The organism is Methylocystis sp. Uni0008 (assembly GCF_056838045.1).
In genome coordinates, this window is the sequence record NZ_CM166370.1 from 136,512 (window position 1) to 162,196 (window position 25,685).

A 25,685-nucleotide genomic window follows, 5' to 3' on the forward strand; every position below is an offset into this window, starting at 1 on the left:
GCCGCCGTGCGAGCCTGAAGGCGGAGAGGAGCCCGATGGCGGAGTATCGCTTGCGCCGCGCGAGCGTCGATGACGCGCGTTTGATCGCCGAGACCCACGCCGCCGCCTGGCGGGAGACCTACGCCGGGGTCATGCGCGCCGAAGCGCTGGCCGCCATCGATCTGGACGACTGGACAAGGCGCTGGCAGGAGCGGATCGGCTCGAGCGACGCCGATCAGGCCGCCTTCGTGGCTCTCGAGGACGAGGCGGCGGTCGGTTTCGCCCGCTGCAGCCGCCAGTCCAACCCCAAGCTCGCGCCGCTCGGCTTCGAGGGCGACATCGCTTCCATTTACCTGCTGCGGCGCGCGCAGCGCCGTGGACTGGGCCGACGCTTGATGGCGCGGCTCGCGGATCACCTCCTGAGCGTCGGCTGCTCCAGCGCCGCAGTCTGGGTGTTGCGCGATTCTCTGGCGGCCCGCAGCTTCTATGAAGGGCTTGGCGCCGCGCCCATTGGCGTCGAGGGCGTGTGGGAGATTGAAGGCGTCGCGCTTCCTGACATCGCGTATGGCTGGCGCGATCTGCGCGCTTTGACCGAGGTCTGAACGCTGTTTGAGCACGCGACGCGTCACCAATAGGGCGAAACCGGCGCTTTCTCCAACGCCTCCGACAGCCGCGCCCGCGTCGCGGCCGTCGTATCCGCGGGCAGGGCGTCAAGGTCGAAGAAGGCGGCCTCGGCGATCTCCCGATCTGGCGCGCGCGGGTGGGTCAAACGAAAAGTGCGCACGACGAAAAGCGCCACATGATCTCGCATCGAAAAGCGTCGATTGAGATAGACGCCGAACAATTCAGGCGGCGTGTCGAGCAGGACGTTCGCTTCTTCGCTCAGCTCGCGCCTGAGCGCTTCTTCAAGCGTTTCGCCGCTTTCGACCCCGCCGCCGGGCAAATAAAATCCCTCGACGTAGGTATGCCGAACCAGCAGCACGCGGTTATTTTCGTCGAGGACGAGGCCACGCACGCCCAGCGTCATCGGACGCTGAAAGCGTGCGCCGAACGCGATGAGCCGAGATGCAAAACGAGCGCGCGCCGATGGCGCCGCGCGCGCCGCCTCAACCTTCGTCAAAACCGCCTCCAATCGACGCAAACTATGGCAAATGAGGCGCGAAACCTCTAGTGTCCCCGGCCTACCCCAGTGAGGGAAGCGCCGCCCGCTCGGTTCGGCGCGACCAACGCGACGAGCGAGGATTTTTGAACTTTCGGCTTGCCCATCTGTCGGACGCGCACATCGGTCCAATTCCTCGGCCAAATCTCGCCGAACTCCTTGGCAAGCGCGTCACGGGCTATGTGAACTGGCTTTATAAGCGCGGCGGTCAGCACGACATGGGCGTGCTCGCCAGGATCGTCGCCGACATCAAGGCCCAGGCGCCCGATCACGTCGTCATGACCGGCGACATCGTCAACATTGGGCTTCCCGGCGAAATCGACCTCGCCAAGGACTGGCTCACCACCCTCGGCGCGCCAAGCGAAGTCAGCTTCACGCCCGGAAATCACGACGCCTATGTCGCGAGCGTGACCGATCTCGTTCACGACGTCTTCGCGCCCTGGACCACCAGCGAGAGCGCAGGAGCGGGCTTTCCCTATTTGCGGCGGCGCGACGGCGTCGCGGTGATCGGTCTCGACACCGGCGTGCCGACGGCGCCCTTCGTCGCTTCCGGCCGACTCGGCGGCGAACAGCGCGCGGCGCTCGCGGATCTGCTGGAGCGCGCCAAGGCGGAGGGGCTTGCGCGAGTCGTCTGCCTCCACCACCCGCCGCATGTCGGCGGCGCCAAGCGGCTACGCGGCCTACAGGACGCGGCGGAATTCGAAGACGTCATCGCCCGCCATGGCGCCGAACTGATTCTGCACGGCCATAATCACAAGCCGAGTTTACATCGGATGCCCGGACCTGGCGTCAGCATCCCGGTCGTCGGCGTCGCGTCGGCTTCGGCGCGGCCCGGCGGTCACCATCCGGGCGCCGCCTACAATCTTTACGAGATTGAGCGGCAAGGCGATGGCCTCAGCATCTTTCTGCACAGGCGCGGATTCAACGAGGCGGGAGACGTCGTTGCGCTTGAATCGGTGAAGCTGTGATATTCAGCTTGCGAAATAGGCGCGATAGATCCAGGCCGCCAGCACCGTCAAAAAGGCGAAGAAAGCGGCTGCGCCGAAAAATTCCGCGATGAACGCCGCTGCGCGCGTGAGTCTGCCGGCGAGAGATTTGTCTTCCTCGCGCGCGTTCGCCTTCTCGCGCGCCGCGGCGACCTTCACGCCAAGCGCCTGCGCCGCGCCGCCGCTCGCATAATCCGCCGCCAGCGCCTTTTCGCGCTCGATCAGCCGGTGCGCGATGTAGCCGGTGACCGCTTCGACGATCTCGTCGATGCTGTCGCTCTCGCGAAGCGTCACGCGGCCGTGACGCGTATCCTGTAGAAAACGATAGGTGCGCCGGTCGTGATCCATCTCGACGAAGCCGAGCTGGTCGATGAACAGGCGCGGTCGTTCCGTCGGCGCGACTCCGACGTCGAAAATATCGCAGTCGCGCGGCACCTGCGCCAGCACAGGGGCCAGCGCGTCGCTGAGCATCTCCAGCCGCGCGATTTCCGCGGCGCGTAAATCGCAGATCGCGGCGGAGCGCTCGGCGTTCTCCAGGCGGGCGCGGCGCAGCGCGCCGGCGAGACTCGCCATGCGCTCGTCGAGCGAACCCTTCGCGCCTTTTCGGGCGGCGCGTTCGCGCTCCACGAGAAGGGTGAGCCGCTCGGCCGGCGTGGGGGGCAGGTTTGTTTGGTCAGCGTCGCGAGTGTCGGCTGGGGGCGCGGGCAGGGGCTCTTCCATCTCGTCCACTCGCTGAGGCCCTCGCTACGCTGCCGGGGCGATACACGCTGTGGACTATAGCGGCTCTCGGGGGCCGTGCGAAGCGCGAGCGCGACGAAGGGCCGCGGGAGTCGACTTTTTCCCCCGGCTCCGGCAAGCAATTCCATACGATAGCCGCTGATTCCGGCCATTAACGATAAGAAAAGCCGGATTCAACAGAGGCGCGGAGGGAATCCATGGCCGCCAATCGGGGCGAATCGGACGTCAACAGCGCGTTGTTCGAGCGCATCATGATCGGCGTCGGCCTTGCCATCTTCGCGGCGCTTGAGGCGGCGGGCGGGGGCGAGCACGCGATCGTCGCCGGATTTTTCGCCGGGGTGTCGATTTTCGTGCTGCGGCGCTCATCCGAAAGCGCGCGCCAGGCGGCGGACTTCGCCGTCGATTTCCTCGCCGTCGCGACCTTTACGCTGCTCTGCGATCGCTCAGGCGTGCTGTGGCGATCGCCGGAGACCCTCGCCGAACTCTTCCGGTTCTCGCCCGTCGGCGCGGCGACGGCCACGATTCTCTACCTTGCGGGCGTCGTCACGCTGCGGGCGCGCTCGCGCATGGCGGTTCGCGCCGCCCTTTTCATTTTGCCGCTGCAGTTCAGCCTGCTGATCGCTCTCGGGTCGCCGCCCGTGACCCAGATTGGCGGCGCGCTGTTTCTGGGGCTCGACGTTCCGGAGGCGTTTCAGAAGATCGCCGGGCGCACTCTGGTGCTGTTTCTGCTCAATGAATCGATCGTCGTCGGCGTCCCTCTCGCGCTCGGTCGGTTTCTTCCGCGGCAGTGGCGGCCGCACAGCATTTTGCTCGCCTCGGCCTTCGTCGCTTCGCTGACGCCCTATATCGCGACCTCCGTCTCGTATTTCGTCGCGCCTTATTTGCCCTATCCGGTGACGGCGCTCGTCGCGACGCTGGCGGCGGCGCTCGCCCAGGCGGGGCTTTGGGGCCAGACCTATCTCGTGACGCAGGCGATGGCCGGCCTGCTGCGAGCGACGCCCTCGTTGCAGGTCGTCGTGTTCAACGACTGGCGCACGGGCGCCGAAAAGGGCGCCGTCTACGGCTTCGTGTTCATGGCGCTGTTGCTCGCGGTGGGACTGGTCGTCTCCTTCGCGCCGGCCGTCACGGTGATTTCGGCTTCGGGCCCCATCGGCGGCGCGCTCATCGGCGCCGCGCTCTTTCCGCTCGCGCGGGGGATCGTGGAGAGCACCGACTCGACGCCGCCCTTCTTCGCGCGCGCCGAGGAGCTCTACCTGCACCCCTCGAATTATTTTCGTGGCGGGGTCGCCGGCGCGGCGATCGGACTCGCCTTGATGATCGGGCTTCCCGAGGCGAGTGGCGGCGGACGTTTTCTGTTCGGCGCCGTTACGGGCGCGCTCGCCTACGCCGGCGTCGATGCGGCGATCGATTTCGCGGCGTTGACGCAAGGGCGCCGGCAGCATCTGCGCAGCTGGCGGGTCTATTCGCTCGGCGCCGTTCTCGGCGCGCTCGTCGCCGGCGCGGTCGCCTGGTATCTCGACGTTGGCCAGGTCGAAAACATCACCGCGAAATTTTTCGCTTACACGTCACTCGACTATGGCGCGGACAAGCGCCCGCTTTCCGAATATGTCATTCGTCCCTTGTTCTCGAAGTGGGGCGCGACGAATCTCGGCGTGGTCGACGGCGGCGTGCGGCTGCTGTTCGACGAGTCGCTCTCAGGCGTCATCCAGTGGGTGTTCGCGGCGCCGCTCTTCTCGATCAATCTCTTCTTCCTCACCGCGCTTGTCGAGCGCAGCCTTCAGCCGCTTCGTCAGCTGGCGAGTTGGCAGGGACTCGACATGCTCATCGAAAACGCCGTGCGCGTTTTGCGCTGGGGCCTCTGGATGGCGCCGGTGATCTATTCCTTCCTGAAGGCTTCGCCCGACCCCGCCTGGTACAATCAGGACGGCCTCATCCGCACCGGCGTCGCGAGTTGGATGAGCTACATCTTGCCGGACTCGGATTTCCGCGCCTGGAGCCTCGACATCTTCACCGCGCTGCTCGCCTATGACGCGCTGCGGGTGCTGATCTGGTTTGACCATATGGGCCTGCGGGTGGCGACGCTGGTCAATCTGTCCTTCGTCGGCGGCGATGTCGCCGACGAAAAAGCGGCGCGCTTTCTTGGAAAGGCGCAAACCAGCCGAGCCATCCCGGAAGGCATTCGCCGTTTCGGCACTTGGGCGCCGCTGCTGTTGCCTTTCTATATTCCGCGCGGCGCCGAATGGGACAGCGCGTGGAGCGCCGCCGAGCAGATGTCGCATACGCGGCCGCCGTCCTACGCCTATCTCGTCAGCGGCTATCTGATTTACGCCGGCCTTGTCGCCTTCGGCCTCGTTATCTTCCTTCTCGGACGGCTTGCGCGCGCCCAGAAAGTCACGATCGAAGGCATCACCGGCGCGGGAGGCGTGCCGGGTTCGCGGCCGTTGAAACTGACCAACGGGCTGATGACCAGCGAATGGTTTCAGGACGGGCAGGGCGCCATCCGTATTGAAGGCGTAGCGCGCGGCGGCCCTCCAATCGACCTGACGCGGCGCCCTGACGATCACGCGCACCCGCGCGGTCGTTTCCTCTTCCTGCGCGAGGACGGCGGCGAGTTATGGTCGATCGGCGAGGCGCCGACGCGCTGCCGAGCGGCTCAGGCGTCGCTCATCGACGCTGGCGAGAACTGCCTGTTCTTCATGGCGGAGCGCAATGGGTTCGCGGTTGAGGCGCGCGTGGCGCTCGCCGCGGACGAAGCCGTCGAGATCACCAGACTGAAGATCGTCAATCTCGAGCAACGTCATCGCAAGTTGGTGCTCGCGTCGCTGCGCGAATGGGTGCTGAACGAGACCGGCGTCGAACTGCGCGACGCCGCCTACAACGCCATTCACATCGGCACTTGGTACGTCCGGTCGCTGAACGCGATCTTTGCGCAGAACCGTCTGCTGAAGGGAGGCGCGCGCCGTCAGTCCGAACGCAGGCTGTCGCCCGAGATCGGGTTTCACGCCATCGGGGCCGGGACCGACGCGAAGATTACGGTCCTTGGCTACGAGGACGTGAAATCGCGCTTTTACGGAATGGGATCGGTGCATGCGCCCGACAGCTTGCTCGGGCTGGCGGCGCCGCGCGATCCGAAAGACGAGGGCCTGCTCTACGGTTTCGAGCCCTGCGCCAGTCTGCGCGTCGAAGTCGAACTCGCCGCCGCCGGTGCGACTGAGCTAATCATTGTCGACGGCTGGGCGCGCGACATGGGACGGGCGACCGATTCCATCGCCCGGCATCTGGGCATAGCCCCTGTTGCGCCGGAGACGCTCGACAGGGCGTTGTCGCGTCGCCGCGGGCTCATCCTGCCGCCGCCGCCAAAAAGGCCGCGTTATACCTTTTCTGAGGACGGGCGGGGCATCACGCTCGCGCCAGGGACGCCGCGTCCTTTCGCGCATGTCATCGCCAACGCCTTCGGGCAAGGCGCGGTGCTCACCAATGACGGCGAGATTTTTTCCTTTCACGGCAATTCTCGGCTGAATAGCTTCACGCCGTTTCGCATGGGCGAGGGCCGCATGGCGCCGGCAGGGCAGCGGATCTACGTCTACGATCTCGCGCGCACCGACGCGCACAGTCCAACATTCGTGCCGCTGCGCCGTCGCGATACGGAATATCAGGTGACGTACTCGCCGGGCGCGGCCGTCTTTCACGCCGAGCGCGATCATCTCCGGCTCGAGATGACGGTGTTCGTCAGCCCCACCCAGCCGATTGAGTTCAAGATCCTGAAGATCCGCAACAAGAGCGATCACGAGCGTCTGCTGCAGATCACGCCATCGATGGAAATCGTTTTGGCGGAAACGCCGAATGAGAGTCTCGGCGCCCTGGAATCCATCATCGACGAGAATGTGCATTCGATATACTTCCGCAACCCTCGCAATAATTTCGTGAAGGGCTGGGCCTTCGTGACTACTTCGCTGCCGGCGGAATTCGCCGAGACGTCGCGCCGTCGTTTCCTAGGTCATGAGAGCCGCGATCCTTATCTCCCCTACATGGTCGAGCACGGCCATCCTGACGCAGGCGCGCCCGCGCATGAACGAAAAGTCGCCGCCTTCAGCGGCGCCCTCGACGTGCCTGCAGGAGAAGAGGCGGTCGTCGTGGTGGCGCTCGGACAGACGACCACGATCGAAGAAGCCAGGCGGCTCGCGGAATACGCCCGCGATCCTCAGCACGCCTATGCCGAACTCGCCGCGAATGCGCGCGCCTGGGACGATCAACTGTCGGTGTTGCGCATCAAGACCAATCGTCCGGACTTCGACCGACTGGTCAACGACTGGCTGCCCTATCAATTGCTCGCCGCGCGATTGTGGGGACGCACGGGCCCCTCGCAGCGTTCCGGCGCGACGGGCTATCGCGATCAGCTGCAGGACGTCATACCGCTCATCCATCTCGCGCCAGAACGCGCCCGCGCGCAGATTCTGCTGCATGCCGCGCATCAATACATCGAGGGCGACGCCTGCAAATGGTGGCACCGCGCGCCCAACGGCGGCACGGGACTCGCGGACCGCACGCATTCTTCGGATCCTCATCTGTGGCTGCCCTATGTGACGATCCGCTATGTGCGCGGGAGCGGCGACTACCGCATCCTCGACGAAGTGGAGACCTTCCTCGAAGCGAATCCTGTTCCGCAAGATCAGGAGGGCGAAGCCACCGTGCCGCTAACATCGCGCGACAAGGACACGCTGCTCGGGCACTGCGCCCGCGCCATCGACTGGACGCTCGACCGGTTCGGCGCGCATGGCCTCCCGCTGATGGGAACTGGCGACTGGGACGACGGGATGAATCTCGTCGGCGAAGACGGACGCGGAGAGAGCGTGTGGCTGGGCTTCTTTCTGCACGGCATCCTGCTCGACATCGCCCCGCTGTTCGAGGCGAAGGGCGACGTGGGCCGCGCCGAGCGCTATCTCGAACGCGCCGGGAAGCTTCGCGCCGCTCTGGAAAGCTGCTGGCGCGGGGACCGCTATATCCGCGCCTACGCCGATGACGGCGAGGAGGTCGCGCCGATGAGCGCGATGACGTCCTCATGGCCGACTCTGACGCGCGCCGTCGACGCAGCGCGCGGCCGCGAGGCGATCGAGAACGCCCTTGCGGTCCTCGGCCTCGGCGATCGCGTGCTGCTCGTCCATCCGCCTTACGACGAACATTCGCGACCCTATCCGGGGCGCAGCGCGGAATATCCCCCAGGCGTCCGTGAAAACGGCGGCCAGTATTCGCATGGCGTCTCCTGGTTCGTCGACGCGCTGGCGAAGCTCGCCGCACAGGCGCAGCAGGACGGCGATTCGCGCGCGGCCGACGAGCTGTTCAAAAAAGCGTTCGAAACCTGGATCGCGATTTCTCCGATCTCCAAGCTCGCGACGCCCGCCGCCGCCGACATTTACGGCCTGCCGCCGCACCAGCAGCCGGCCGACGTGTATAGCGGCGAAGGCTATGAGGGCCGCGGCGGCTGGGGCTGGTATACGGGCGCCGCCGCCCGAATGCTGTCGGCCGCCTATGCGCTGCTGGGTCTCGAATTCGAGAATGGCGAATTGAAGCCGCGTCCCGACGCGTTCCGGCCCAAGGGCGACTTGCGGCTCGAGCGCGTTGTCTACCTTGGCAAGACGTTCGAGGCGGAGAAACGCCGACGTGTCTGGTAGCGCCTGAAGACGTGGGGGGACATGGCCGATCGCGTCGTCACGCTCAACGCCGGGTCGTCCTCGGTGAAATTCGCGCTGTTTGCGCCGGATGAGGACTGGCCGCGGCTGATCGTCTCCGGCGCCGTCGAGGGACTCGGCGCGAAGCCCCGCTTTCGCGTCGCCGTCGTCGGCGGCGAAGCAAGCGACAACGCGCTCGCCGGAACGCTCACCCATCGGCAGGCGATCGCCGCGATCTTCGAGTGGATCGACGACGCCTATCCGGCGGCGGCGGTGAGCGCGATCGGGCACCGCGTCGTGCATGGCGGGCTGCGGTTCGCCGCGCCGATCATCGTCGACGCGGAAGCGATCGCGCAACTGCGGGAGTTCATCCCGCTGGCGCCGCTGCACCAGCCGCACAACATCGCCGGCATCGAGGGCGCCCGGGAGGCGTTCCCGAACGTGCCGCAGGTCGCGTGTTTCGACACGGCTTTCCATCGCGGACACGCCTTCGTCGATGACGCCTATGCGCTTCCGTATGCGTATTACGAGCGTGGGCTGCGCCGTTTCGGCTTCCACGGCTTGTCATATGAATTTATCGCCCGGCGTCTGCGTCAGATCGATCCGATCCACGCCGAAGGCGGCGTGATCGTCGCGCATCTCGGCAATGGCGCATCGCTCTGCGCGATGAAGGGCGGCCGCTCGATCGCCACCAGCATGGGCTTCTCGGCGCTCGAGGGCCTGCCGATGGGCACCCGCTGCGGGCAGATCGATCCGGGACTGCTGCTCTACTTGCTGCAAAGTGACGCGATGACACCCGAAGAGCTGTCGCGCCTGCTTTACGAACGCTCGGGGCTTCTTGGCCTCTCGGGCGTTTCGCACGACATGCGGGCGCTCGAGGCGTCCGAAGAACCGCGCGCGCAGGCCGCCATCGCCTACTTCATTCATCGCATCAAAATGGAAATCGCCGCGCTGGCGGCCGCGATCGGCGGACTCGACGCGCTGGTTTTTACCGCTGGCATTGGCGAACGCTCGCCGCGCGTTCGCGCCGGCGTGGTCGAAGGGCTCGGCTGGCTGGGGCTGGCGCTCGACGCCACCGCCAATTCGCAGAATGACTCGGTCATTTCCGCGTCCCGATCGCGCATCCCGATTTACGTGACGCCGACCGACGAAGAAGCGATGATCGCGCGTCACACGATTGAAACGGCGGGATTGTCGGCCGTGATCGGGTGAATTGCGCCGGAGCGCGGCGAAAGGCGAGCGCTCCACGCAGTCGTTGGCGAGAATCTGACAAACTTCGCCGACCATTGAAGGCGGGCAGAAGCCGACAAAATCGATTGACCCTCCCCCCCTAAACGTCCAAAATGTTTAGGATTATTTCCGATAAATGGCGTGGTTATCCCGCAGCGGCGCGGGATCAATCAATCGCATATCGCCGTCACATCTGATTGGCGCGCATTGACCGAGGTCGTAGTGCCCAACCTCAGCGATAACGAAGGCCAGTCGTCTGAAGACGAGTTCCTCGCCGGCTTCGCGCGGCGGATCCCGGGAGCTATATCTCCGGATCATCTCACCTATGCCGGACTCGCCGGCGCCGTTTGCGTCGCCGTCGGATTTGTCGCAAGCCGGTGGTCCAACTGGTTCCTCGGGCTCGTGGCGCTCGGGCTCGCCTGCAACTGGCTCAGCGAAGGCCTGATGCGCGCTGTTTCGGAACGGCGTGGCGCCGCGCGTCCGCTCTATGGCTATTTCATCGACAACTCCGCGGACCTCGTCGCTCAAACGCTGATCATCATGGCGCTTGGCTTTTCGCCTTATTTCACCGTTCCCTCCGCGCTGCTCGTGCTCTCTCTCTATCTGTTGCTGAGTTCATACAAATATCTGCTCGTGGTGATCCATGGCGGCGCGCAGCCGCACGGCGGGTTCGAGCCGAAGGGGCTTCGGCTGCTGGTGATGGGCTGGTCGCTCTTTGCGGCGTTCATGGGACATGAACTCGCGTCGCGACGCTTGCTCTCATTCGTGGCGCTCGACGTCATCGTCGGGGCTCTGTCGATTTGCGCCTTCGTCATGTTCATCTTCATCGTCCGGCGAGATCTGGCGCGCGTCCGGCTCCGGGAGCAGGACGCCAGTGACGACAGCGATGAAGAGTTCTTTGACGACGGCGAGGTCATTTCCATCCTTCCGCATCTTGCGCCCGTCCGACGGCCTTCGGCCGCTCAGGCGGACAAAGAGATTTCGTCGGCAGGCTAGGTTGCGCGCCGGAAGAACCAGGCCTTAGCCGCTTCCGTCGCGGCGATGTAGCCAAGGACGATCGCGCCGATCGCGCCGAACAAAGACCCGGGAAGCGGCGTAAAGCCAAAAACGGCGCTCAATTTTCCCAGGAATGGAGAGGCAAGCGCCAGCACGCTGACGGCAATCGTCGACCACAGGAGCAGGGCGCTTGGTCGGCTGCTCAACGAAAACTTGTGGGTGCGGAGCACCAGAACGACGACGAGTTCAGTGAGCAGCGAAACGACGAACCAGGACGTTTGGAAAACCGGCTGCTCCGCGTGGAAGAACTGCAGCAATATGACGAACGTCAAGATGTCGAAGATCGAGCTCACAAGCCCGAATACGATCATGAAGCGTCTGATGTTCGCGATGCTCCAGCGCTGCGGCCGCATCACGCTTTCGGCGTCGACATTGTCCGTCGAGATCGCGATCGACGGCACATCAGAAAGGAAATTGTTGAGCAGCACCTGCTTGGCGGCGAGCGGCAGAAACGGAAGAAACGGCGTGGCCAGCGCCATGCTGACCATGTTGCCGAAATTGGCGCTCGTCGTGATGGAGATGTATTTCAGAGTATTGGCGAAGGTGCGCCGCCCATCCTCGACTCCGACGCGCAAGACGTCGAGATCGCGGTCGAGCAGGATGATGTCCGCGCTCTCGCGCGCCACGTCGACCGCGCCCTCGACGGAAATGCCCACGTCGGCGGCGTGCAGCGCCGGCGCGTCATTGATCCCGTCGCCCAGATAGCCGACGGAGTGGCCGGCGTGCTGCAGCGCCCGGACAATCAGCTCCTTTTGCTGCGGATCGATCTCCACGAACAAATCTATCTTCGGCGCGACATGCCAGAGAGCCTCGTCGGTGAGCGACGCCAGCTGATCGCCGGTGAGCATTGCTCCTGGATCGACCCCGATGGACTGCGCCAGATGCGCCGCGACGTAGCGGTTGTCGCCGGTGATGAGCTTGATGCGAACGCCGAGCGCGGCAAGATCCCTGATCGTCGACTGGGCGTCGGCTTTGGGCGGATCGTAGAAAACCAGGAAGCCGCGAAATGTCATGTCAGTTTCATCGTTACGCGTGTAGGTTGCGCGCGGCGCGGTGCGGCGCGCCGCGACGGCAAGCACGCGAAAGCCTTGGGCGCTCTTTTCTCGGAAGATTAGATCCAGCGCTTCGCGCCGCGCCGCATCCAAGGGAAGTTCCGCGTCTCCGACAGAAATTCTTTGGCATACGGCCAGCACATTTGCGAAAGCGCCCTTGGTGACGATGAGATGTTCGGCGGCGTTTGCGTTGTCGAACACCACGACTGTGAGCCTGCGCCGCATGAAGTCGTAGGGAATCTCATCGACTTTCGAAAAGTTTCGCGTGGTCAATCCCTCGCTCTCGGCCGCCGCGACGATCGCCGCATCCAGCGGATTTTCGATCCCTGTCTCGAAGGCGGCGTTGAGATAGCCGAGCTGTCGAACTTGCTCGCAAGCTTGGCCTTGAGGATCCAACGCCTCGCGAAGAACGATCACGCCCTCGGTCAGCGTGCCGGTCTTATCGGTGCAAAAAACATCCATGCTGCCGAGATTTTCGATCGCGTCGAGACGGCGGACGATCACGCCGCGTTTGCTCATGGCTCGGGCGCCTGCGGAAAGCGTGACGGCGATGATTGCCGGCAGCAGTTCCGGAGAGAGTCCGACGGCGAGCGCGACGGCAAAGGAGAGCGACTCGAGCGCGGGGCGGCGCAGGGCAAGATTGACCGTCAGCACGAAGAGCACGATGACGATCATCACCCGGATAAGCAGATAGCCGAAACGTCGTACGCCTCGCTCGAAGTCAGTCTCGGGCTGGCGCGCCGCGAGCCGCGCTGCGATGGCGCCGAATTCGGTTCGGCGGCCGGTTCGCACCGCCAGCACCTTCGCCGTTCCGCTGCGCACCGACGCGCCGAGAAACACGGCGTTCGATCGCGCCGCGAGGGGCGCGTCGGGCGGCGCGACGCCGGGCCGCTTTTCGACCGGAAATGATTCGCCGGTCATGCTTGCTTCGCTGACGAGAAAGTCCGCGGCTTCCAACACCAGCCCGTCGGCGGGGATAAGATTGCCTGCCGATAGCAGAATCACGTCGCCAGGAACGACGGAGGCGAAGGGCGCCGAGCGTTCGACGCCGTCTCGAACGACCCGAACCATCAGCGCCAGTCGGCGCTTGAGCTCCTGAACGGCCTGAGACGCGCGATATTCCTGAAAGAAGCCGAGCATCGAACTGCCAAGCACGACCGCGAGAACGATCGTGGCGTCCACCCACTCGCGCAGCACAAGCGAAATGATCGCGGCGAAGACCAGAATGAGGACCAGGGGACTTTCGAACTGCCGCAACAACAGGCGAAGCGCGCTGAGCGGTGCGGCGTCCTCCACGGCGTTCGCCCCGTGCTCGCGGAGCGATGCGGCGGCGCGCGCCGACGACAGCCCTGCCGGTCCCGAGCCGAGCGCCGCCATCAGCGTCGCAGCGTCCTGGCTCCAATAGGCGGGCTGATCCTCGACCCGGTCCATCCCGATCCCCTTCTCTCGCGGCGCATGAGACTGCGCTCGTGATGGCGAATTTCAAAGCGTCAACGGCAAGAAGCCGCAGGCTTGCGTCCTGCAGCCGTGCTATTTCGGCTCATTGTCACGCCACAAAGGATAGTCTAACCATCCGCTGTTTCTCACGCGTTTGCGGCGCGTTGTGAGAACAATGTTTAGCCAATCTGGGGGGATTGGACTGAATGAGGTCTGCAGTGTTTCGCGCCGCGGCCGCTTTGGCCATCGCGCTTGGCGCCTTTGCGGCGGCATATGTTTCGATTGAACAGTCGCGCTATCTTGTCCTTACGACATATCTCATTCTGTTTGCGCTGTTCTTTTATTTTGTCGTCGTCTTTCGCGGGCGCGCGCGCGACGCCTCGCTCGCGGGCGCGTCGCTGGCGTTGTGCCTCGTCGTGCTGGAGCTCGTGATCTGGCGAGTCGCCGGCGCGCCCATGACGTTCAAAGAGAAAGGCAGCTGGGCGCCCAAGGCCGAGCTTGGATGGAGCCCGGCGCGGCCTGGCGTCATTCACGAGAAGAAAGTCGCCGCGAATGGCGACGTCGTCTACGACGTCGCCAATACGATCGACGCCAATCTCCTGCGCAAGGTCGATTCCGCCGCCGCCGGACCGACCATCGCCTTTTTCGGCGATTCGATGACCTTCGGCGCGGGCCTCAACGACGAGGACACGCTGCCGCAGTCCTTCGCCGACATCACGGATCGCAAGTATCGCGTGCTCAACTTCGCCGTCACGGCTTACGGTCCGCAGCAATTTCTGCGCGCGCTTGAAGTCGACGCGTTTGACGGCTTGCTGAAACCCGCGCTTGTTCATCATGCTCACCGCGCCGTGGCATGCGGCGCGGACGTCCTGCGTGACGAGCAACTCCTGGCATGCGCCGAGCTATGAGCTGCAGGCGGGCGAGGTCGTCTACCGCGGTCCATGTTCGGCGCGGGCGCCGGGCGTTGCAGGGGTGTTCCGCTCGATTTTCCGTTCAACGGAAGCGTTCAAATATTTCTTCGAATGGCGCGAGCGCACGCTCGAGGAAGCCGACATCGATCGGTACATCGCGATTCTGACCAAGGCTGGCGAGGTCGCACGGCAGAAATACGGGGTTCCGACGCTGATCCTTTTTCTGTCGGACGATCTTGCGCGCGCGCGTTATCGGCTGGGGCCCGGGTACGGAAATGAGGACATCATGCGCAAGCTGCGCGAAGGCGGGCTGCTGGTCCTCAACGCCATGATCGACGCCAGCGCCTATCCGCCCAACAGCCTGATCATCCCCGGCGACGGACACCCGACGGGCCTCGCCAATCGGATCTGGGCAAAGCAGATCAAGGACTATATCGACACCGACATGCCGAATCTGAAGCGGGAATGAAAAAGCGAATGGCGCGCGTCACTGGGCAGTCGCCGAGCCGCTTTGCGTCAGCGGATCAAGTGCGCTGAGGCTGCAGCGTTCGTTCGAAACGCCGCAGCCGAAGCGCGTAGCTTACGCCGCGACCTTGCGGCACTCGTCGGCGCACGCCTTGCACGCCGCGCCCATGTCGACGCATTCGGAATATTGCGGGAACTTGTCGCATTCCTTCTTGCAGGCGAGACACATGTCCATAACGACCTTGGCGAGCGCCGGCGTCGAAGTCGAATTGACCGACGCGAGCGTTTCAAGCGCGCCGCAGGCGGCGATCACATCGAAGGAAGCCTTCGTGCATTCCGCCATGCTCGTGTCTTTCATCGACAGCATGCCGAAGCAGTGACGCAGGCAGTTGTTGCCGTCCAACACACATTTTGAGGCCGCTTCGGAAAGCGCCTTGTACAGCGCCGGATGCATGTGCTCGGCGCCCGCCGGTTTCTTGCCACCTGATTCGGCGAACGCGGAAGTTGCCGACATGGCGGCGGCGACGACGCCCAGCGTGGAGATGAATTCACGACGTTCCATCAACAGATCCTTTCAAGGCTTAGGCAAGAAAACAATTCGGGGTTCGAGATCTTGTGAGGACAACGACTCGGACCCGCTTACCGTTCCTTATCAGAGCGATACGAAAGCGGCCTAAAAATGGCCACGCCTGCGACACGATCTCAACGGGATTACAGACATTTCCGCGCATGTGTCTGATGGGTGCGCGATTTGGCCGAACCACATCGGCGACTGGAATCAGTCGTCGGCGTTCGCGCGCGAATCGTTCGGCGCTTCCAGCGCACAGCTTCTGAAGAGACGCAGTCCAAACATCCAGCCGGCGGCATCGAGAAGTGCTTCCAGCCGCGTCAGCGAATCCGGCGGTCTTTGGCGCGGGCGCGCGCGTCACGGCGAGATATTGCTGTTGCAGAATTGGCACATCGGTCACGAAACAACGTCGGCGCGCGATCGATGCGTCAGGTTCGAATTGCGAAAAGCCTCTCCTCTTGCTCAGTTACCCTCCAAGCTTTCTGCAGTTCGATTGCATCGCCGAGGACGAAATGGTCGATAAATTCTTCACAGGCGCATCAATGGCGCTGGCGCTCGTAACGGGATCGGCTTTCGCCGCTGATCTTCCTTCCAGCAAGGCGCCGCCGGCCTATATGCCGCCTCCGCCGCCTCTATGGACCGGTTTTCATGCCGGTTTGAATGCAGGCGGCGCATGGGCCGCCAGCAACGCGACCAATTTCGTTTCCGCGCCGTTTGTCATCAACGGCGCCGACAACATTCCATGGGCGGCGGCTTCGGCGATCGCGGGTTCGGGAGTCGTCTCTACGAACGGCGGCGGCTTCATCGGCGGCGGACAAGTCGGCTATGACCGGCAGTTCGGCGCATTTCTCGCGGGGGTGGAAGCTGACATCCAGGGCGTCGCCGGCGCCAGCGGCAATGCCGGCTCAACCTGGCTCGCGCCGGCGCCAGCGGCGGGACTGAGCCTGCTGACGAGCGTCTCGGGCAACAAGTCGCTGGATTTTCTCGGCACGGTGCGTGGTCGGCTCGGCTATCTGATAACGCCGACATTGCTTGCCTATGCGACGGGCGGACTTGCCTATGGTCAGGCGACGTCGACGACGAATTTCTTCCAGACCGTGCCCAATGATTTCCCCGGCTTCTTGCTGATCGGCGCCAATCAGGGACGGTTTTCGCAAACGCGCGTCGGCTGGACGGCCGGCGGCGGATTGGAATGGATGTTCTGGCCGCAATGGAGCGCGAGGATTGAATATCTCTACTTCGATCTTGGCGCCGCCACATATCCGGTCGCGGTCACCACGGACTGGCAGCTGACCAATCTGTTGGTCGCCAACGCCACGCAGGCAAGGACGCGCTTCGACGGTCATGTCGTTCGTGTGGGCGTGAACCATCATTTCAACTGGGCCGCTCTCGGAGCGTTCTGAATCGTAGTCGCGCGAAAGCCGCAGCGAGGCGCCGTCACATGCTGACGTCAATCTCCGGTCGTTCCGCGATCGTCACCGGAGGCAGTCGGGGCATCGGCCGCGGCATTGCGCGCGTTTTCGCCGCCAAGGGCGCGCAGGTCCTCGTCGTCGGCCGTGACCTCGCGCAGGCCGAGGCGACGGCGGCCGCGATTCGCGCGGAAGGGGGACGCGCCAGCGGTTTCGCCGCAGATGTCGGCGATCCCGACGATGTCGAGCGGATGGCGGCCGCGGCGCTTGAGCGGCATGGCGGCGTCGACATTCTCTGCGCGAACGCCGGCGTCTTTCCCGCCGCTCCCATGATGGAGATGACCCTGGCGCAGTGGAACGAGGTGATGTCCACCAACCTCGCCGGCGCCTTTCTGAGCGTGCAGGCCTGCACGCCTGCGCTGGCGCGCAGCGGTCGCGGGCGAATCGTGCTCACCTCGTCGATCACCGGCCCGATAACCGGCTATCCGGGCTGGACGCATTATGCGGCGAGCAAGGCGGGACAGCTCGGCTTCCTGCGCACGGCGGCGCTCGAGCTGACGCCACTCGGAATCACCATCAACGCCGTTCTGCCGGGCAATGTGCGCACCGAAGGGCTCGATGAACTCGGCGAAGACTATCTGGCGCAGATGACGGCCGCGATCCCGCAACGCCGGCTCGGAAGCGTCGAGGACATCGCCTACGCCGCGCTGTTCTTCGCCAGCGACGAAGCCGCCTACATCACCGGCCAGACGCTGGTGATCGACGGCGGGCAGGTCCTGCCCGAGTCGCTGACTGCGCTCTCGGACATGGACCGCTGACGCGGGACAATCAAATCGCGAGCCGCCACGGCGCATAGTTTCGCGAAATTGCGAACCGGCGTTTCGCGCGAGCGGGGATACGTGACCGACGGCGGCTGTTACCCGCCATAGTCCTCGCAGACATGGGCGAGACGATGCTGTTGCTTCAGCCGGATCTTCTGGCCGCGTTCGGCGTCGTCGTGGAACCGGCGTATCCGGCGTCTCAGGATGGCCCAGGCGGCAACGGCTGCGGGTTAAGCGCATTGACCACCGCCTGCAGCAATTCATGCGCGCGAGGCGGCAGCGGCTGAGGATTGAGGGCGACTGCGTCAATAACGGATCGCAGGATGGTTTGAATGCGCTGGTCGCCGATGCGTCCCGTGAGTTCACGAATTTCTCTCAGAACGGCGGCGTCGGAGGCGCAATCGTTAGGGCTTGTCATCTTTGAACCCTCCACCGTCTCGGATAAAGCGGCAAGTTCCGCCCTCGAGGAGCTGTCGTCAAGATCGACCGCAGGCGACATTCTGCGTTTGCAGCGCGAGGTAGGTTGGCCCCTTCTTGGCGCAAATGTGCGCGCGCGCATTTCACCGCTGAGCGGAATGCGCCAGCATCGGCCCTGATGTCGTGCGCTCAAAGAGCGCTAGTGTCCTGATTCAGAAGTTTCTATCCAGCTTTGGCTTGGAGGTCGAGGGTGCGACGGCAGAAGCGTTCGATGGAGGCCAGAATGTCGTCGGCTGACTTGGTCCAGCGCAGCGGCTTCGGATCAGCGTTCTGTTGGGCGAGGAAAGCCTTGATGGCGGCGATGAGGTCTTTGACGGACTTGTGCGCGCCTCGCTTGATCTGCTTTTCGGCCAGCAGCGCGAAGAAGCGTTCGACCTGATTGATCCACGACGACGATGTCGGCGTGAAATGCATGTGCCAGTGGGGCCGCTTGGCGAACCAGTTGCGGATCACTTGCGTCTTATGGCTCGAAGCGTTGTCCATCACGACGTGAATGTCGAGGCCGGCGGGAACGTTGCTCTCCACTTCGTCGAGAAACTTGCGGAACTCCTGCGCGCGATGGCGCGGCATGCATGTGCCGATCACACTGCCAGCCTTCACGGTCGTCTCAGCCGTGACAGCAGCGATGAAGCCGGCAAAGAGCGTCGTAGTGCCGTGGCGGTCGTAGTCGTGCGTGCGCCGCTCGACTTGTCCAGGGCGCATCGGCAGCAGCGGCTGCGTTCGATCAAGCGCTTGTATTTGGCTCTTTTCATCCACGCATATCACCAGCGCCTTGTCGGGCGGATCGAGATAGAGGCCAACGATGTCGCGCACTTTCTCGACGAACTGCGGGTCGGTCGAGAGCTTGAAAGTCTCGGTGCGATGCGGCTGTAGGGAGAATGCACGCCAAATGCGATGAACCGACGAAGTCGACACGCCCGATGCTTTCGCCATGCCGCGCGTGCTCCAGTGCGTCGCGTTCTTGGGCTGCGTTTCGAGTGTCCTGGTCACGATCTCCTCAACGCGGTCGTCGCCGATCTTGCGTGGCGCGCCACAGCGCGGCTCATCGTCGAGACCATCGAGACGGTGCTTGGCGAAACGCTCGCGCCATGTGCGCACGGTCTGCCGCGTTACACCGACCGCAGCCGCGATCTCGCAGTTGTTGAGCCCGTCAGCGGCCCGCAACACGATCTCCGCGCGTTGCGCATGCCCACGCGCCACCTTGCGTCGCCGGACGAGCCTTTTGAGGTATTCCCGTTCGTTCTCGCTGAGCTTAATCTTGCTCGCTTTGGTCGCTCCGTCCCTCGCCATGCCGCCCTCCCGAATCCCGCCTGGGCCGAAGGAATCACAATCGCGAAAACGTGGCTAGTAATTTCTGGGACAGGACTCTAGCCGGAGTTGAGCACACAGGACTTTCGCCATGAAAGAGCAGACTAATCCTGACTGGCTTGAAAGCTGGCCTTCTGAAGCAATCGGAGAGTTTGCAGACGCAGCGACGGCGGAAGAGGTCGCGGCTATGCACGAGTCATTCAAGCGGCACGCCGACTTCTGCGCCGGCATGGCGATGAGGGCAGCGCCGTTTTTCGGGAGGCGATGGCCGCCGGTGCGGCTGGCCGGGCGAAGCCGCTGAAACTCCTCTCATGATGAATGCTGAGTGAAGCAATTTCAGATCAAGGCACGATAGCCGTAACGCCAGAAATCCTCGCAAGGACAGCTTCGCTAGCGTCGGTCTATTCGTGCAGCTCCAAGCAAGCTGAGAGCCCGATCGCAGGTCGTAGCTGTTAGCGGTGATCGCGGCGGAGAAACCAGTCATGAACTTTTATGTTTTCTTGGCTCCAGCCCACCGGTCGGCGACCGTTCACAAAGGATCATGTCCTCACTGCAATGAAGGAAAGGGCCAGCGAAGGCCGGGATTAAAAGCACATCTCGCTACGGAATGGCTCGGTCCACAGCCAAATAGCGAAAAAGCGTTTGCAGTCGCCCGCGGAACTGGCCTCAAGAATGTGCGAGGATGCGGGCATTGCAAACCTGACGATCCAACTGAAACCGCCATCGATGCGATGGACGCCGAGGTCCAGCTAGCCTGAAGCGCAACCGTATGAAAACATGAATTCATCAAGACGGCTGGTGCCGCAAGAGGGATTCGAACCCCCGACCCCATCATTACGAATGATGTGCTCTACCAGCTGAGCTATTGCGGCGATCGCGCTGCGCCAATGGCGTGCGGCGCGCCACTCTTATCGGCGCGCGGCGGCTTTTTCAAGCAGCCTCTCGCACCGGCGGGGCGCTCAAGATTGCAGCCGCGGCCCAACGAAGGCCAGATAGGCCTGCGCGACGGCGCGGGCGATTGAAGGCGTCGCATTGAGCGGCGCGCGCCGCCAGTCCTCGAGCGCGCCGCTCCAGAGGCGGATGGCGCGGGCGTCGCGCAGCGCCGAAAGATAGGCGGCGATCTTGCCTCGGCCGCCGGGCGGCGGGACGACCTGGACCGGCGCGGCCGTCGCGACGGCTTCGCCCACCATGTTGACGCTGTCGCCGGTGACGATGATGGCGTCGGCGTTCGCCAGCATCGAGAAATAGGGATTGTCGCCGGCGCCGTCCCACAGGAAGCCGCCCGGCGCGGCGAGCGCCTGCGCCAGCGCGTCGCGCAACGCGGGCGGCGTGCGGCGGGAGGCTGTCGCCATGACCGAGCGTCCGGCCGCAAGGAGCGAAGCCGCGATCTGCGTGAGCTCGGCGATGTCGCGCGCGCCATAGACGCCGCGCCGGCTGTCGCCGCCGATAAGCAGCGCGACGCGCGGGCCGGCCAGGGCGCCGATGCGGGGATCGGGCGCGGCGCGCGCCGCGGCGAGCCGCTCCGGCGTGATCCGGTTCGCCGGGGTTAGCGGCGAGAAGACATTTGCGCCGCTTAGGCCGTCGTGACGCGGCGCGATGATGAGATCCGCCGCGTCGGAGCCGTTCGCGGGCCTGTTCACATAGACCGTGAACGTCCGCCCGCCGGAGTCGCGCTTCAAGCGCCGGAGCGCCGGAAGGGTCCGGCGTCCGGCGGCGATGGCGATGTCAGGGTAGGGCGGCGCGTATGCGAAAGCGTCGCGCGGGTCCGTGGGCGCGAAAGGCGCAAGCGCGGCGAAGAGCGCGCGCGGCGCGACGCGGCGCATATCGGGAGCAACGCGCAGCGCTGCGGCGACGCCGAGCGTCTGCGCCTCGTGTCCGGCGCGCCCGTCGGTGAGAATGCGGATCGTCGTGGCCGGCGGCAGCAGGCTTCTCGAAGCGCGTCCTCCCCAACCCTCCCGCGCTTCGCGGGAGAGGGAGTCCGCTCCGGGCTGGTGCAACAAACCGCGTGACCTTTGCGATTAGGGTTCCCTCTCCCGCTTTAGCGGGGGAGGGACAGGGAGGGGTCGGCGCCTCGCGCCTCAGCCAAACGCGACCTTCAAAATCTCATAGCTCTTTCCGCCGCCCGGCGTCGTGACCTCGACGGTGTCGCCGACCGTCTTGCCGATCAGCGCGCGCGCGATGGGGCTCGTGATCGAGACGCGGCCGCTCTTCACGTCGGCCTCGGTCTCGCCGACGATCTGATAGGCCTTCTCCTCTTCGGTGTCCTCGTCGACGACCGTGACGGTCGCGCCGAATTTGATCGTCGAGCCCGTGAGCTTCGTCACGTCGATGACTTCGGCGCGCGAGAGCTTGTCCTCGAGTTCGGCGATGCGGCCCTCGTTCAGCGACTGCGCCTCTTTGGCGGCGTGATATTCGGCGTTTTCCGAAAGGTCGCCGTGCGCGCGCGCCTCAGCGATCTGCTGGATGATTCGGGGACGATCTTCCTGCTGCCTGCGGCGCAGCTCTTCCGTGAGCGCGGCGTGGCCGGCGGCGGTCATGGGCACCTTGTCCACCATTGCTCTCGCTTCTCGCCTTTCTTCAGTTTCCGTAGTCACGCGCCGGCGGGCGCAGGCCAATCGCCTGGCTTAGTTTGGCTAGCAGCGGCGAATAGCCATCGCCGCTCGCGTGACGGAACCCCCAAAATTTCAGTTGGTCGCGGTCGGCGTAAAGTAATCCTGCAGCGCCCGGACCCTGAGGTCTCCCGACACATAGGCGCGTATCCCCTGGGCCGCCGCGACCGCTCCCGCCAGGGTCGTGTAATAAGGAACCTTATGCAGAAGCGCCGCGCGGCGCAAGGAGCGCGAGTCGGCGAGCGCCTGGGCCCCCTCCGTCGTGTTGAAAACAAGCGCGATCGAGCCGTTCTTGATGGCGTCGACGATGTGCGGCCGTCCCTCTGAAACCTTGTTCAGCTTCTGGGCGGCGATTCCACGCTCGACGAGATAGCGCGCCGTCCCGCCGGTGGCGACGATGGAGAAGCCGACCTCCTTTAGCAGCCGGACCGCGGGGATGATGCGGCCCTTGTCCGCGTCCCTGACGGAAACGAACACGACGCCTTCGCGCGGCGCCTTGGTGCCGCCGCCGAGCTGGCTCTTGACGAAGGCGGCGTCGAAGGAGCTGTCGAGACCCATTACTTCGCCTGTCGAGCGCATCTCCGGCCCAAGCACGGTGTCGACGCCCGGAAACCGCGCGAAGGGGAAGACGGCCTCCTTCACGCCGACATGCGCCGGCTTGGTGTCCAAGGGATCAAAGTCGACGAGCTTTGCGCCGGCCATCAGCTGAGCCGCGATCTTGGCGATCGGGCTGCCGATCACCTTGGCGACGAAGGGCACGGTGCGCGACGCGCGCGGATTGACTTCGAGCACGTAGATCTCGCCGTCCTTGAGCGCGAACTGCACATTCATGAGGCCGATCACCCCGAGCGCCTTGGCGAGGCTCGTGGTCTGCGCTTCGAGCGCGGCGATCGTTTCGGGCGAAAGCGAGCGCGGCGGCAGCGAGCAGGCCGAATCCCCCGAATGAATGCCCGCTTCTTCGATATGCTCCATGACGCCGGCGATGACGGCTTCATCGCCGTCGGCGAGACAATCGACGTCGACTTCGATGGCGTCGGTGAGATAGCGGTCGAAGAGCAGCGGATTCTTGCCGAGCACCGTGTTGATCTGCCCGGTCTTGTCGTTCGGATAGCGCGCCTTGATCTCGGACGGCACGAGGCTCGGCAGCGTGCCGAGGAGATAATCGTCGAGATCGCTCTGGTCGCGGATGATCGCCATGGCGCGGCCGCCAAGCACATAGCTTGGACGCACGACGAGCGGCAGTCCGAGTTCCTGGGCGACGATGCGCGACTGCTCGACCGAATAGGCGATGCCGTTCTTGGGCTGCTTCAGCCCAAGCCTGTCGAGCAATCGTTTGAAGCGGTCGCGGTCCTCCGCGAGGTCGATTGAATCGACCGGGGTGCCGAGGATCGGCGCGCCAGCCTGCTCGAGGCCGTGCGCAAGCTTCAGCGGCGTTTGCCCGCCATATTGCACGATGACGCCGACGAGCCGGCCGTTGGACTTCTCGACGTCGAGAATTTCGGCCACGTCTTCATTCGTCAGCGGCTCGAAATAGAGCCGGTCGGAGGTGTCGTAATCCGTCGACACCGTCTCCGGATTGCAATTGATCATGATGGTCTCGAAACCGGCCTCGGCGAGCGCGAAGCAGGCGTGACAGCAGCAATAGTCGAATTCGATGCCTTGCCCGATTCGGTTCGGGCCGCCGCCGAGAATGACGATCTTGTCCTTGTCCGAAGGATGCGCCTCGTTCGCGGGAACGCCCAAGAAAGGCGCCTCATAGGTCGAATACATATAGGCTGTGGGCGACGCGAATTCGGCCGCGCAGGTGTCGATGCGCTTGTAAACGGGACGCACGCCGAGACGATGGCGGATGTCGCGCACGGCGTCTTCTTCCATGCCGGCGAGCGTCGCGAGGCGCGAATCCGAAAAGCCCGCGAATTTGAGCTTGCGAAGATTCTCGGCGTCTTCAGGCAGGCCGAACTTCTTGACCTTGTTTTCGAGCGTAATGATTTCCGCGATGCGCTCGATAAACCAGATGTCGATCTTGCTTGCTTCGTGAACGGCTTCCGTCGTCATGCCGAGGCGCAGCGCCTGGCCGACGACGAGCAGCCTGTCCGGCGTCGGCGTGCCGAGCGCGCCGCGCAGCACATTCATGTCGTCGCCCTTGCCGAGGCCGTCGATCTCGATCTCGTCGAGGCCGCATAATCCGGTCTCGAGCGAACGCAACGCCTTCTGCAGCGACTCGGCGAAATTGCGGCCGATCGCCATGGCTTCGCCGACCGACTTCATCGCTGTCGTCAATGTCGGCTCGGAGCCGGGAAACTTCTCGAAGGCGAAGCGCGGGATCTTGGTGACGATATAGTCGATCGTCGGCTCGAAGGACGCCGGCGTCGCGCCGCCGGTGATGTCGTTGGCGATCTCGTCGAGCGTGTAGCCGACCGCCAGCCGCGCCGCGACCTTGGCGATCGGAAAACCCGTCGCTTTCGACGCCAGCGCCGATGAGCGCGACACGCGCGGATTCATCTCGATGACGATCATGCGGCCGTTTCTGGGGTCGATCGCGAACTGCACGTTCGAGCCGCCGGTCTCGACGCCGATCTCGCGCAACACCGCGATCGAGGCGTCGCGCATGATCTGGTATTCTTTGTCGGTGAGCGTCAGGGCCGGCGCGACGGTGATGCTGTCGCCTGTGTGCACGCCCATCGGGTCGACGTTCTCGATGGAGCAGACGATGATGCAGTTGTCCGCTTTGTCGCGGACGACCTCCATCTCATATTCCTTCCAGCCAAGGACGCTTTCTTCGACCAGCACTTCATTCGTCGGCGAGGCGTCGATTCCGCGTTCGACGATCTCGATGAACTCCGCCTTGTTGTAGGCGATGCCGCCGCCGGTGCCGCCGAGCGTGAAGGACGGACGGATGATCGCCGGCAGGCCGATGTCGTCGAGCGCCTCGAGCGCCGCGGCGAGCGTCTTGACGTGGTGCGACCGCGGCGTATCGAGTCCGATTTTCGTCATCGCTTCGCGAAACAGCTCGCGATCCTCGGCCTTGTCGATCGCATGGGCGGTCGCGCCGATCATCTCGATGTCGAACTTCTTCAGCACGCCCATTTTTTCGAGGCTGAGCGCGCAATTGAGCGCAGTCTGTCCGCCCATTGTCGGCAGCAACGCGAAGCCGCCGGGAGCCGTGTAGCGCTCCTTCTCGATGATCTTGGCGACGATCTCCGGCGTGATCGGCTCGATATAGGTGCGGTCCGCCATATCCGGATCCGTCATGATCGTCGCCGGATTCGAGTTGACGAGAACGATCCGATAGCCTTCCGCCCTGAGCGCCTTGCACGCCTGGGTGCCCGAATAGTCGAATTCGCACGCCTGGCCGATGACGATGGGGCCGGCGCCGATGATCATGATCGTGGTGATGTCGGTTCTTTTCGGCATGCCGCCTCAGTTTTTCATCCGCTCGTCAGCGCTCTCTCGTCCCATGCTGAGGCGCGCCGTCAGGCGCGTCTCGATGCAAAGGCGAGATGTGTCAGCGGTTTCCCCCTCCCTCGAGACCGCGGCTGCGCCGCCTCCTCGGGATGAGGCAACCATTCGTCTTTCGCCCCTGCACTCGGGCAAGCGCGCACAAAAAAGGGCCGCGATTCCGGCCCTTGGACCAGAACGCGTCCCGAACTTGCCCGTCATTCTGTCATTGGACCGGTCATGCGGGCGGCGAGCGGGGCGCGCCCGGCTCGAAAGTCGCGGAATGTCTAGACGAGATTGACGGTCATGTGAAGAGGCGCGCCCGAGCGGGCTTGCGACCCCAAGACCGCGCCGCAGAAGGTCCGATTGCGCTATC

18 protein-coding genes and 1 tRNA gene are annotated in these 25,685 nt (G+C 64.3%); 9 read left to right on the top strand and 10 right to left on the bottom strand.

From position 1 onward, the window contains the following. Positions 1-35 precede the first annotated feature (35 nt). Positions 36-581 carry a GNAT family N-acetyltransferase gene (locus AC0X69_RS00690; protein ID WP_482610341.1) on the top strand — a complete coding sequence of 182 codons (546 nt, stop codon included), beginning with the start codon at positions 36-38 and terminating at the stop codon, positions 579-581. A gap of 23 nt (positions 582-604) precedes the next feature. On the opposite strand, the gene AC0X69_RS00695 is transcribed toward AC0X69_RS00690, so the two are convergent. Continuing rightward, positions 605-1,099, bottom strand: coding sequence for an NUDIX domain-containing protein (locus tag AC0X69_RS00695; protein WP_482610343.1), 495 nt, complete (start codon positions 1,097-1,099; stop codon positions 605-607). Between the two features lie 125 nt (positions 1,100-1,224). Here AC0X69_RS00695 and AC0X69_RS00700 point away from each other — a divergent pair, with 125 nt between their 5' ends. Further along, complete coding sequence (locus AC0X69_RS00700; protein ID WP_482610345.1) at positions 1,225-2,106, top strand: metallophosphoesterase family protein; 882 nt, start codon at positions 1,225-1,227, stop codon at positions 2,104-2,106. A gap of 3 nt (positions 2,107-2,109) precedes the next feature. Here the strand turns inward: AC0X69_RS00700 and AC0X69_RS00705 are convergent, their stop codons facing one another. Next, on the bottom strand, positions 2,110-2,844 hold the full coding sequence (locus AC0X69_RS00705; protein ID WP_482610347.1) for a hypothetical protein: 735 nt from the start codon (positions 2,842-2,844) through the stop codon (positions 2,110-2,112). A gap of 215 nt (positions 2,845-3,059) precedes the next feature. On the opposite strand from AC0X69_RS00705, the gene AC0X69_RS00710 reads away from it, so the two are divergent. From AC0X69_RS00710 to AC0X69_RS00720, 3 genes are all read left to right on the top strand, one after another. Continuing rightward, positions 3,060-8,531, top strand: a complete 5,472-nt coding sequence (locus tag AC0X69_RS00710; protein ID WP_482610349.1) for a GH36-type glycosyl hydrolase domain-containing protein — start codon at positions 3,060-3,062, stop codon at positions 8,529-8,531. A 21-nt stretch (positions 8,532-8,552) separates the two neighbouring features. Next, the gene (locus tag AC0X69_RS00715; protein ID WP_482610351.1) at positions 8,553-9,740 is read left to right on the top strand and encodes an acetate/propionate family kinase; all 1,188 of its coding nucleotides are present in this window, start codon (positions 8,553-8,555) and stop codon (positions 9,738-9,740) included. Between the two features lie 240 nt (positions 9,741-9,980). Continuing rightward, positions 9,981-10,754, top strand: coding sequence for a CDP-alcohol phosphatidyltransferase family protein (locus AC0X69_RS00720; RefSeq protein WP_482610353.1), 774 nt, complete (start codon positions 9,981-9,983; stop codon positions 10,752-10,754). On the opposite strand, the gene mgtA is transcribed toward AC0X69_RS00720, so the two are convergent. Further along, positions 10,751-13,297, bottom strand: a complete 2,547-nt coding sequence (mgtA, locus tag AC0X69_RS00725; RefSeq protein WP_482610355.1) for a magnesium-translocating P-type ATPase — start codon at positions 13,295-13,297, stop codon at positions 10,751-10,753. The two genes, AC0X69_RS00720 and mgtA, sit on opposite strands and share 4 nt — an antisense overlap. Positions 13,298-13,509: 212 nt before the next feature. Between mgtA and AC0X69_RS00730 the strand changes: the two genes are divergently transcribed. Both AC0X69_RS00730 and AC0X69_RS00735 read left to right on the top strand, forming a co-directional pair. After that, complete coding sequence (locus AC0X69_RS00730) at positions 13,510-14,211, top strand: SGNH/GDSL hydrolase family protein (protein ID WP_482610357.1); 702 nt, start codon at positions 13,510-13,512, stop codon at positions 14,209-14,211. Further along, positions 14,177-14,683 (top strand): hypothetical protein, encoded by a 507-nt coding sequence (locus AC0X69_RS00735; protein WP_482610359.1) that lies wholly within the window; start codon positions 14,177-14,179, stop codon positions 14,681-14,683. Before AC0X69_RS00730 ends, AC0X69_RS00735 begins: the two co-directional genes overlap by 35 nt. 111 nt (positions 14,684-14,794) lie before the next feature. Here AC0X69_RS00735 and AC0X69_RS00740 read toward each other — a convergent pair whose 3' ends face one another. Beyond that, positions 14,795-15,241, bottom strand: a complete 447-nt coding sequence (locus AC0X69_RS00740) for a four-helix bundle copper-binding protein (protein WP_482610361.1) — start codon at positions 15,239-15,241, stop codon at positions 14,795-14,797. A gap of 518 nt (positions 15,242-15,759) precedes the next feature. Between AC0X69_RS00740 and AC0X69_RS00745 the strand changes: the two genes are divergently transcribed. Beyond that, positions 15,760-16,650, top strand: coding sequence for an outer membrane protein (locus AC0X69_RS00745; protein ID WP_482613280.1), 891 nt, complete (start codon positions 15,760-15,762; stop codon positions 16,648-16,650). 38 nt (positions 16,651-16,688) lie between these two features. Next, on the top strand, positions 16,689-17,474 hold the full coding sequence (gene fabG / locus AC0X69_RS00750) for a 3-oxoacyl-ACP reductase FabG (protein ID WP_482610363.1): 786 nt from the start codon (positions 16,689-16,691) through the stop codon (positions 17,472-17,474). A gap of 202 nt (positions 17,475-17,676) precedes the next feature. Here the strand turns inward: fabG and AC0X69_RS00755 are convergent, their stop codons facing one another. The 6 genes from AC0X69_RS00755 to carB form a co-directional block, all read right to left on the bottom strand. Continuing rightward, positions 17,677-17,895 carry a hypothetical protein gene (locus AC0X69_RS00755; RefSeq protein ID WP_482610365.1) on the bottom strand — a complete coding sequence of 73 codons (219 nt, stop codon included), beginning with the start codon at positions 17,893-17,895 and terminating at the stop codon, positions 17,677-17,679. A gap of 221 nt (positions 17,896-18,116) precedes the next feature. After that, on the bottom strand, positions 18,117-19,244 hold the full coding sequence (locus AC0X69_RS00760) for an IS630 family transposase (protein ID WP_482608352.1): 1,128 nt from the start codon (positions 19,242-19,244) through the stop codon (positions 18,117-18,119). Positions 19,245-20,058: 814 nt separating this feature from the next. Continuing rightward, positions 20,059-20,134: transfer RNA gene (locus tag AC0X69_RS00765), tRNA-Thr, on the bottom strand. A gap of 87 nt (positions 20,135-20,221) precedes the next feature. Further along, complete coding sequence (locus tag AC0X69_RS00770) at positions 20,222-21,259, bottom strand: mitochondrial fission ELM1 family protein (RefSeq protein WP_482610367.1); 1,038 nt, start codon at positions 21,257-21,259, stop codon at positions 20,222-20,224. An 81-nt stretch (positions 21,260-21,340) separates the two neighbouring features. Next, a complete protein-coding gene (greA, locus tag AC0X69_RS00775) occupies positions 21,341-21,817 on the bottom strand; it encodes a transcription elongation factor GreA (RefSeq protein ID WP_482610369.1) in 477 nt (158 codons plus the stop codon). Positions 21,818-21,946: 129 nt separating this feature from the next. After that, positions 21,947-25,285, bottom strand: coding sequence for a carbamoyl-phosphate synthase large subunit (gene carB, locus AC0X69_RS00780; protein WP_482610371.1), 3,339 nt, complete (start codon positions 25,283-25,285; stop codon positions 21,947-21,949). Positions 25,286-25,685 lie beyond the last annotated feature (400 nt).

Bases quoted from the DNA above. Each gene is read 5' to 3' on its own strand.
- mgtA (WP_482610355.1), bottom strand. From the start codon at position 13,297: ATGGACCGGGTCGAGGATCAGCCCGCCTATTGGAGCCAGGACGCTGCG.
- AC0X69_RS00710 (WP_482610349.1), top strand. From the start codon at position 3,060: ATGGCCGCCAATCGGGGCGAATCGGACGTCAACAGCGCGTTGTTCGAG.
- AC0X69_RS00755 (WP_482610365.1), bottom strand. From the start codon at position 17,895: ATGACAAGCCCTAACGATTGCGCCTCCGACGCCGCCGTTCTGAGAGAA.
- AC0X69_RS00715 (WP_482610351.1), top strand. From the start codon at position 8,553: ATGGCCGATCGCGTCGTCACGCTCAACGCCGGGTCGTCCTCGGTGAAA.
- AC0X69_RS00705 (WP_482610347.1), bottom strand. From the start codon at position 2,844: ATGGAAGAGCCCCTGCCCGCGCCCCCAGCCGACACTCGCGACGCTGAC.
- greA (WP_482610369.1), bottom strand. From the start codon at position 21,817: ATGGTGGACAAGGTGCCCATGACCGCCGCCGGCCACGCCGCGCTCACG.
- AC0X69_RS00730 (WP_482610357.1), top strand. From the start codon at position 13,510: ATGAGGTCTGCAGTGTTTCGCGCCGCGGCCGCTTTGGCCATCGCGCTT.
- fabG (WP_482610363.1), top strand. From the start codon at position 16,689: ATGCTGACGTCAATCTCCGGTCGTTCCGCGATCGTCACCGGAGGCAGT.
- AC0X69_RS00745 (WP_482613280.1), top strand. From the start codon at position 15,760: ATGGTCGATAAATTCTTCACAGGCGCATCAATGGCGCTGGCGCTCGTA.
- AC0X69_RS00740 (WP_482610361.1), bottom strand. From the start codon at position 15,241: ATGGAACGTCGTGAATTCATCTCCACGCTGGGCGTCGTCGCCGCCGCC.
- AC0X69_RS00760 (WP_482608352.1), bottom strand. From the start codon at position 19,244: ATGGCGAGGGACGGAGCGACCAAAGCGAGCAAGATTAAGCTCAGCGAG.
- carB (WP_482610371.1), bottom strand. From the start codon at position 25,285: ATGCCGAAAAGAACCGACATCACCACGATCATGATCATCGGCGCCGGC.
- AC0X69_RS00690 (WP_482610341.1), top strand. From the start codon at position 36: ATGGCGGAGTATCGCTTGCGCCGCGCGAGCGTCGATGACGCGCGTTTG.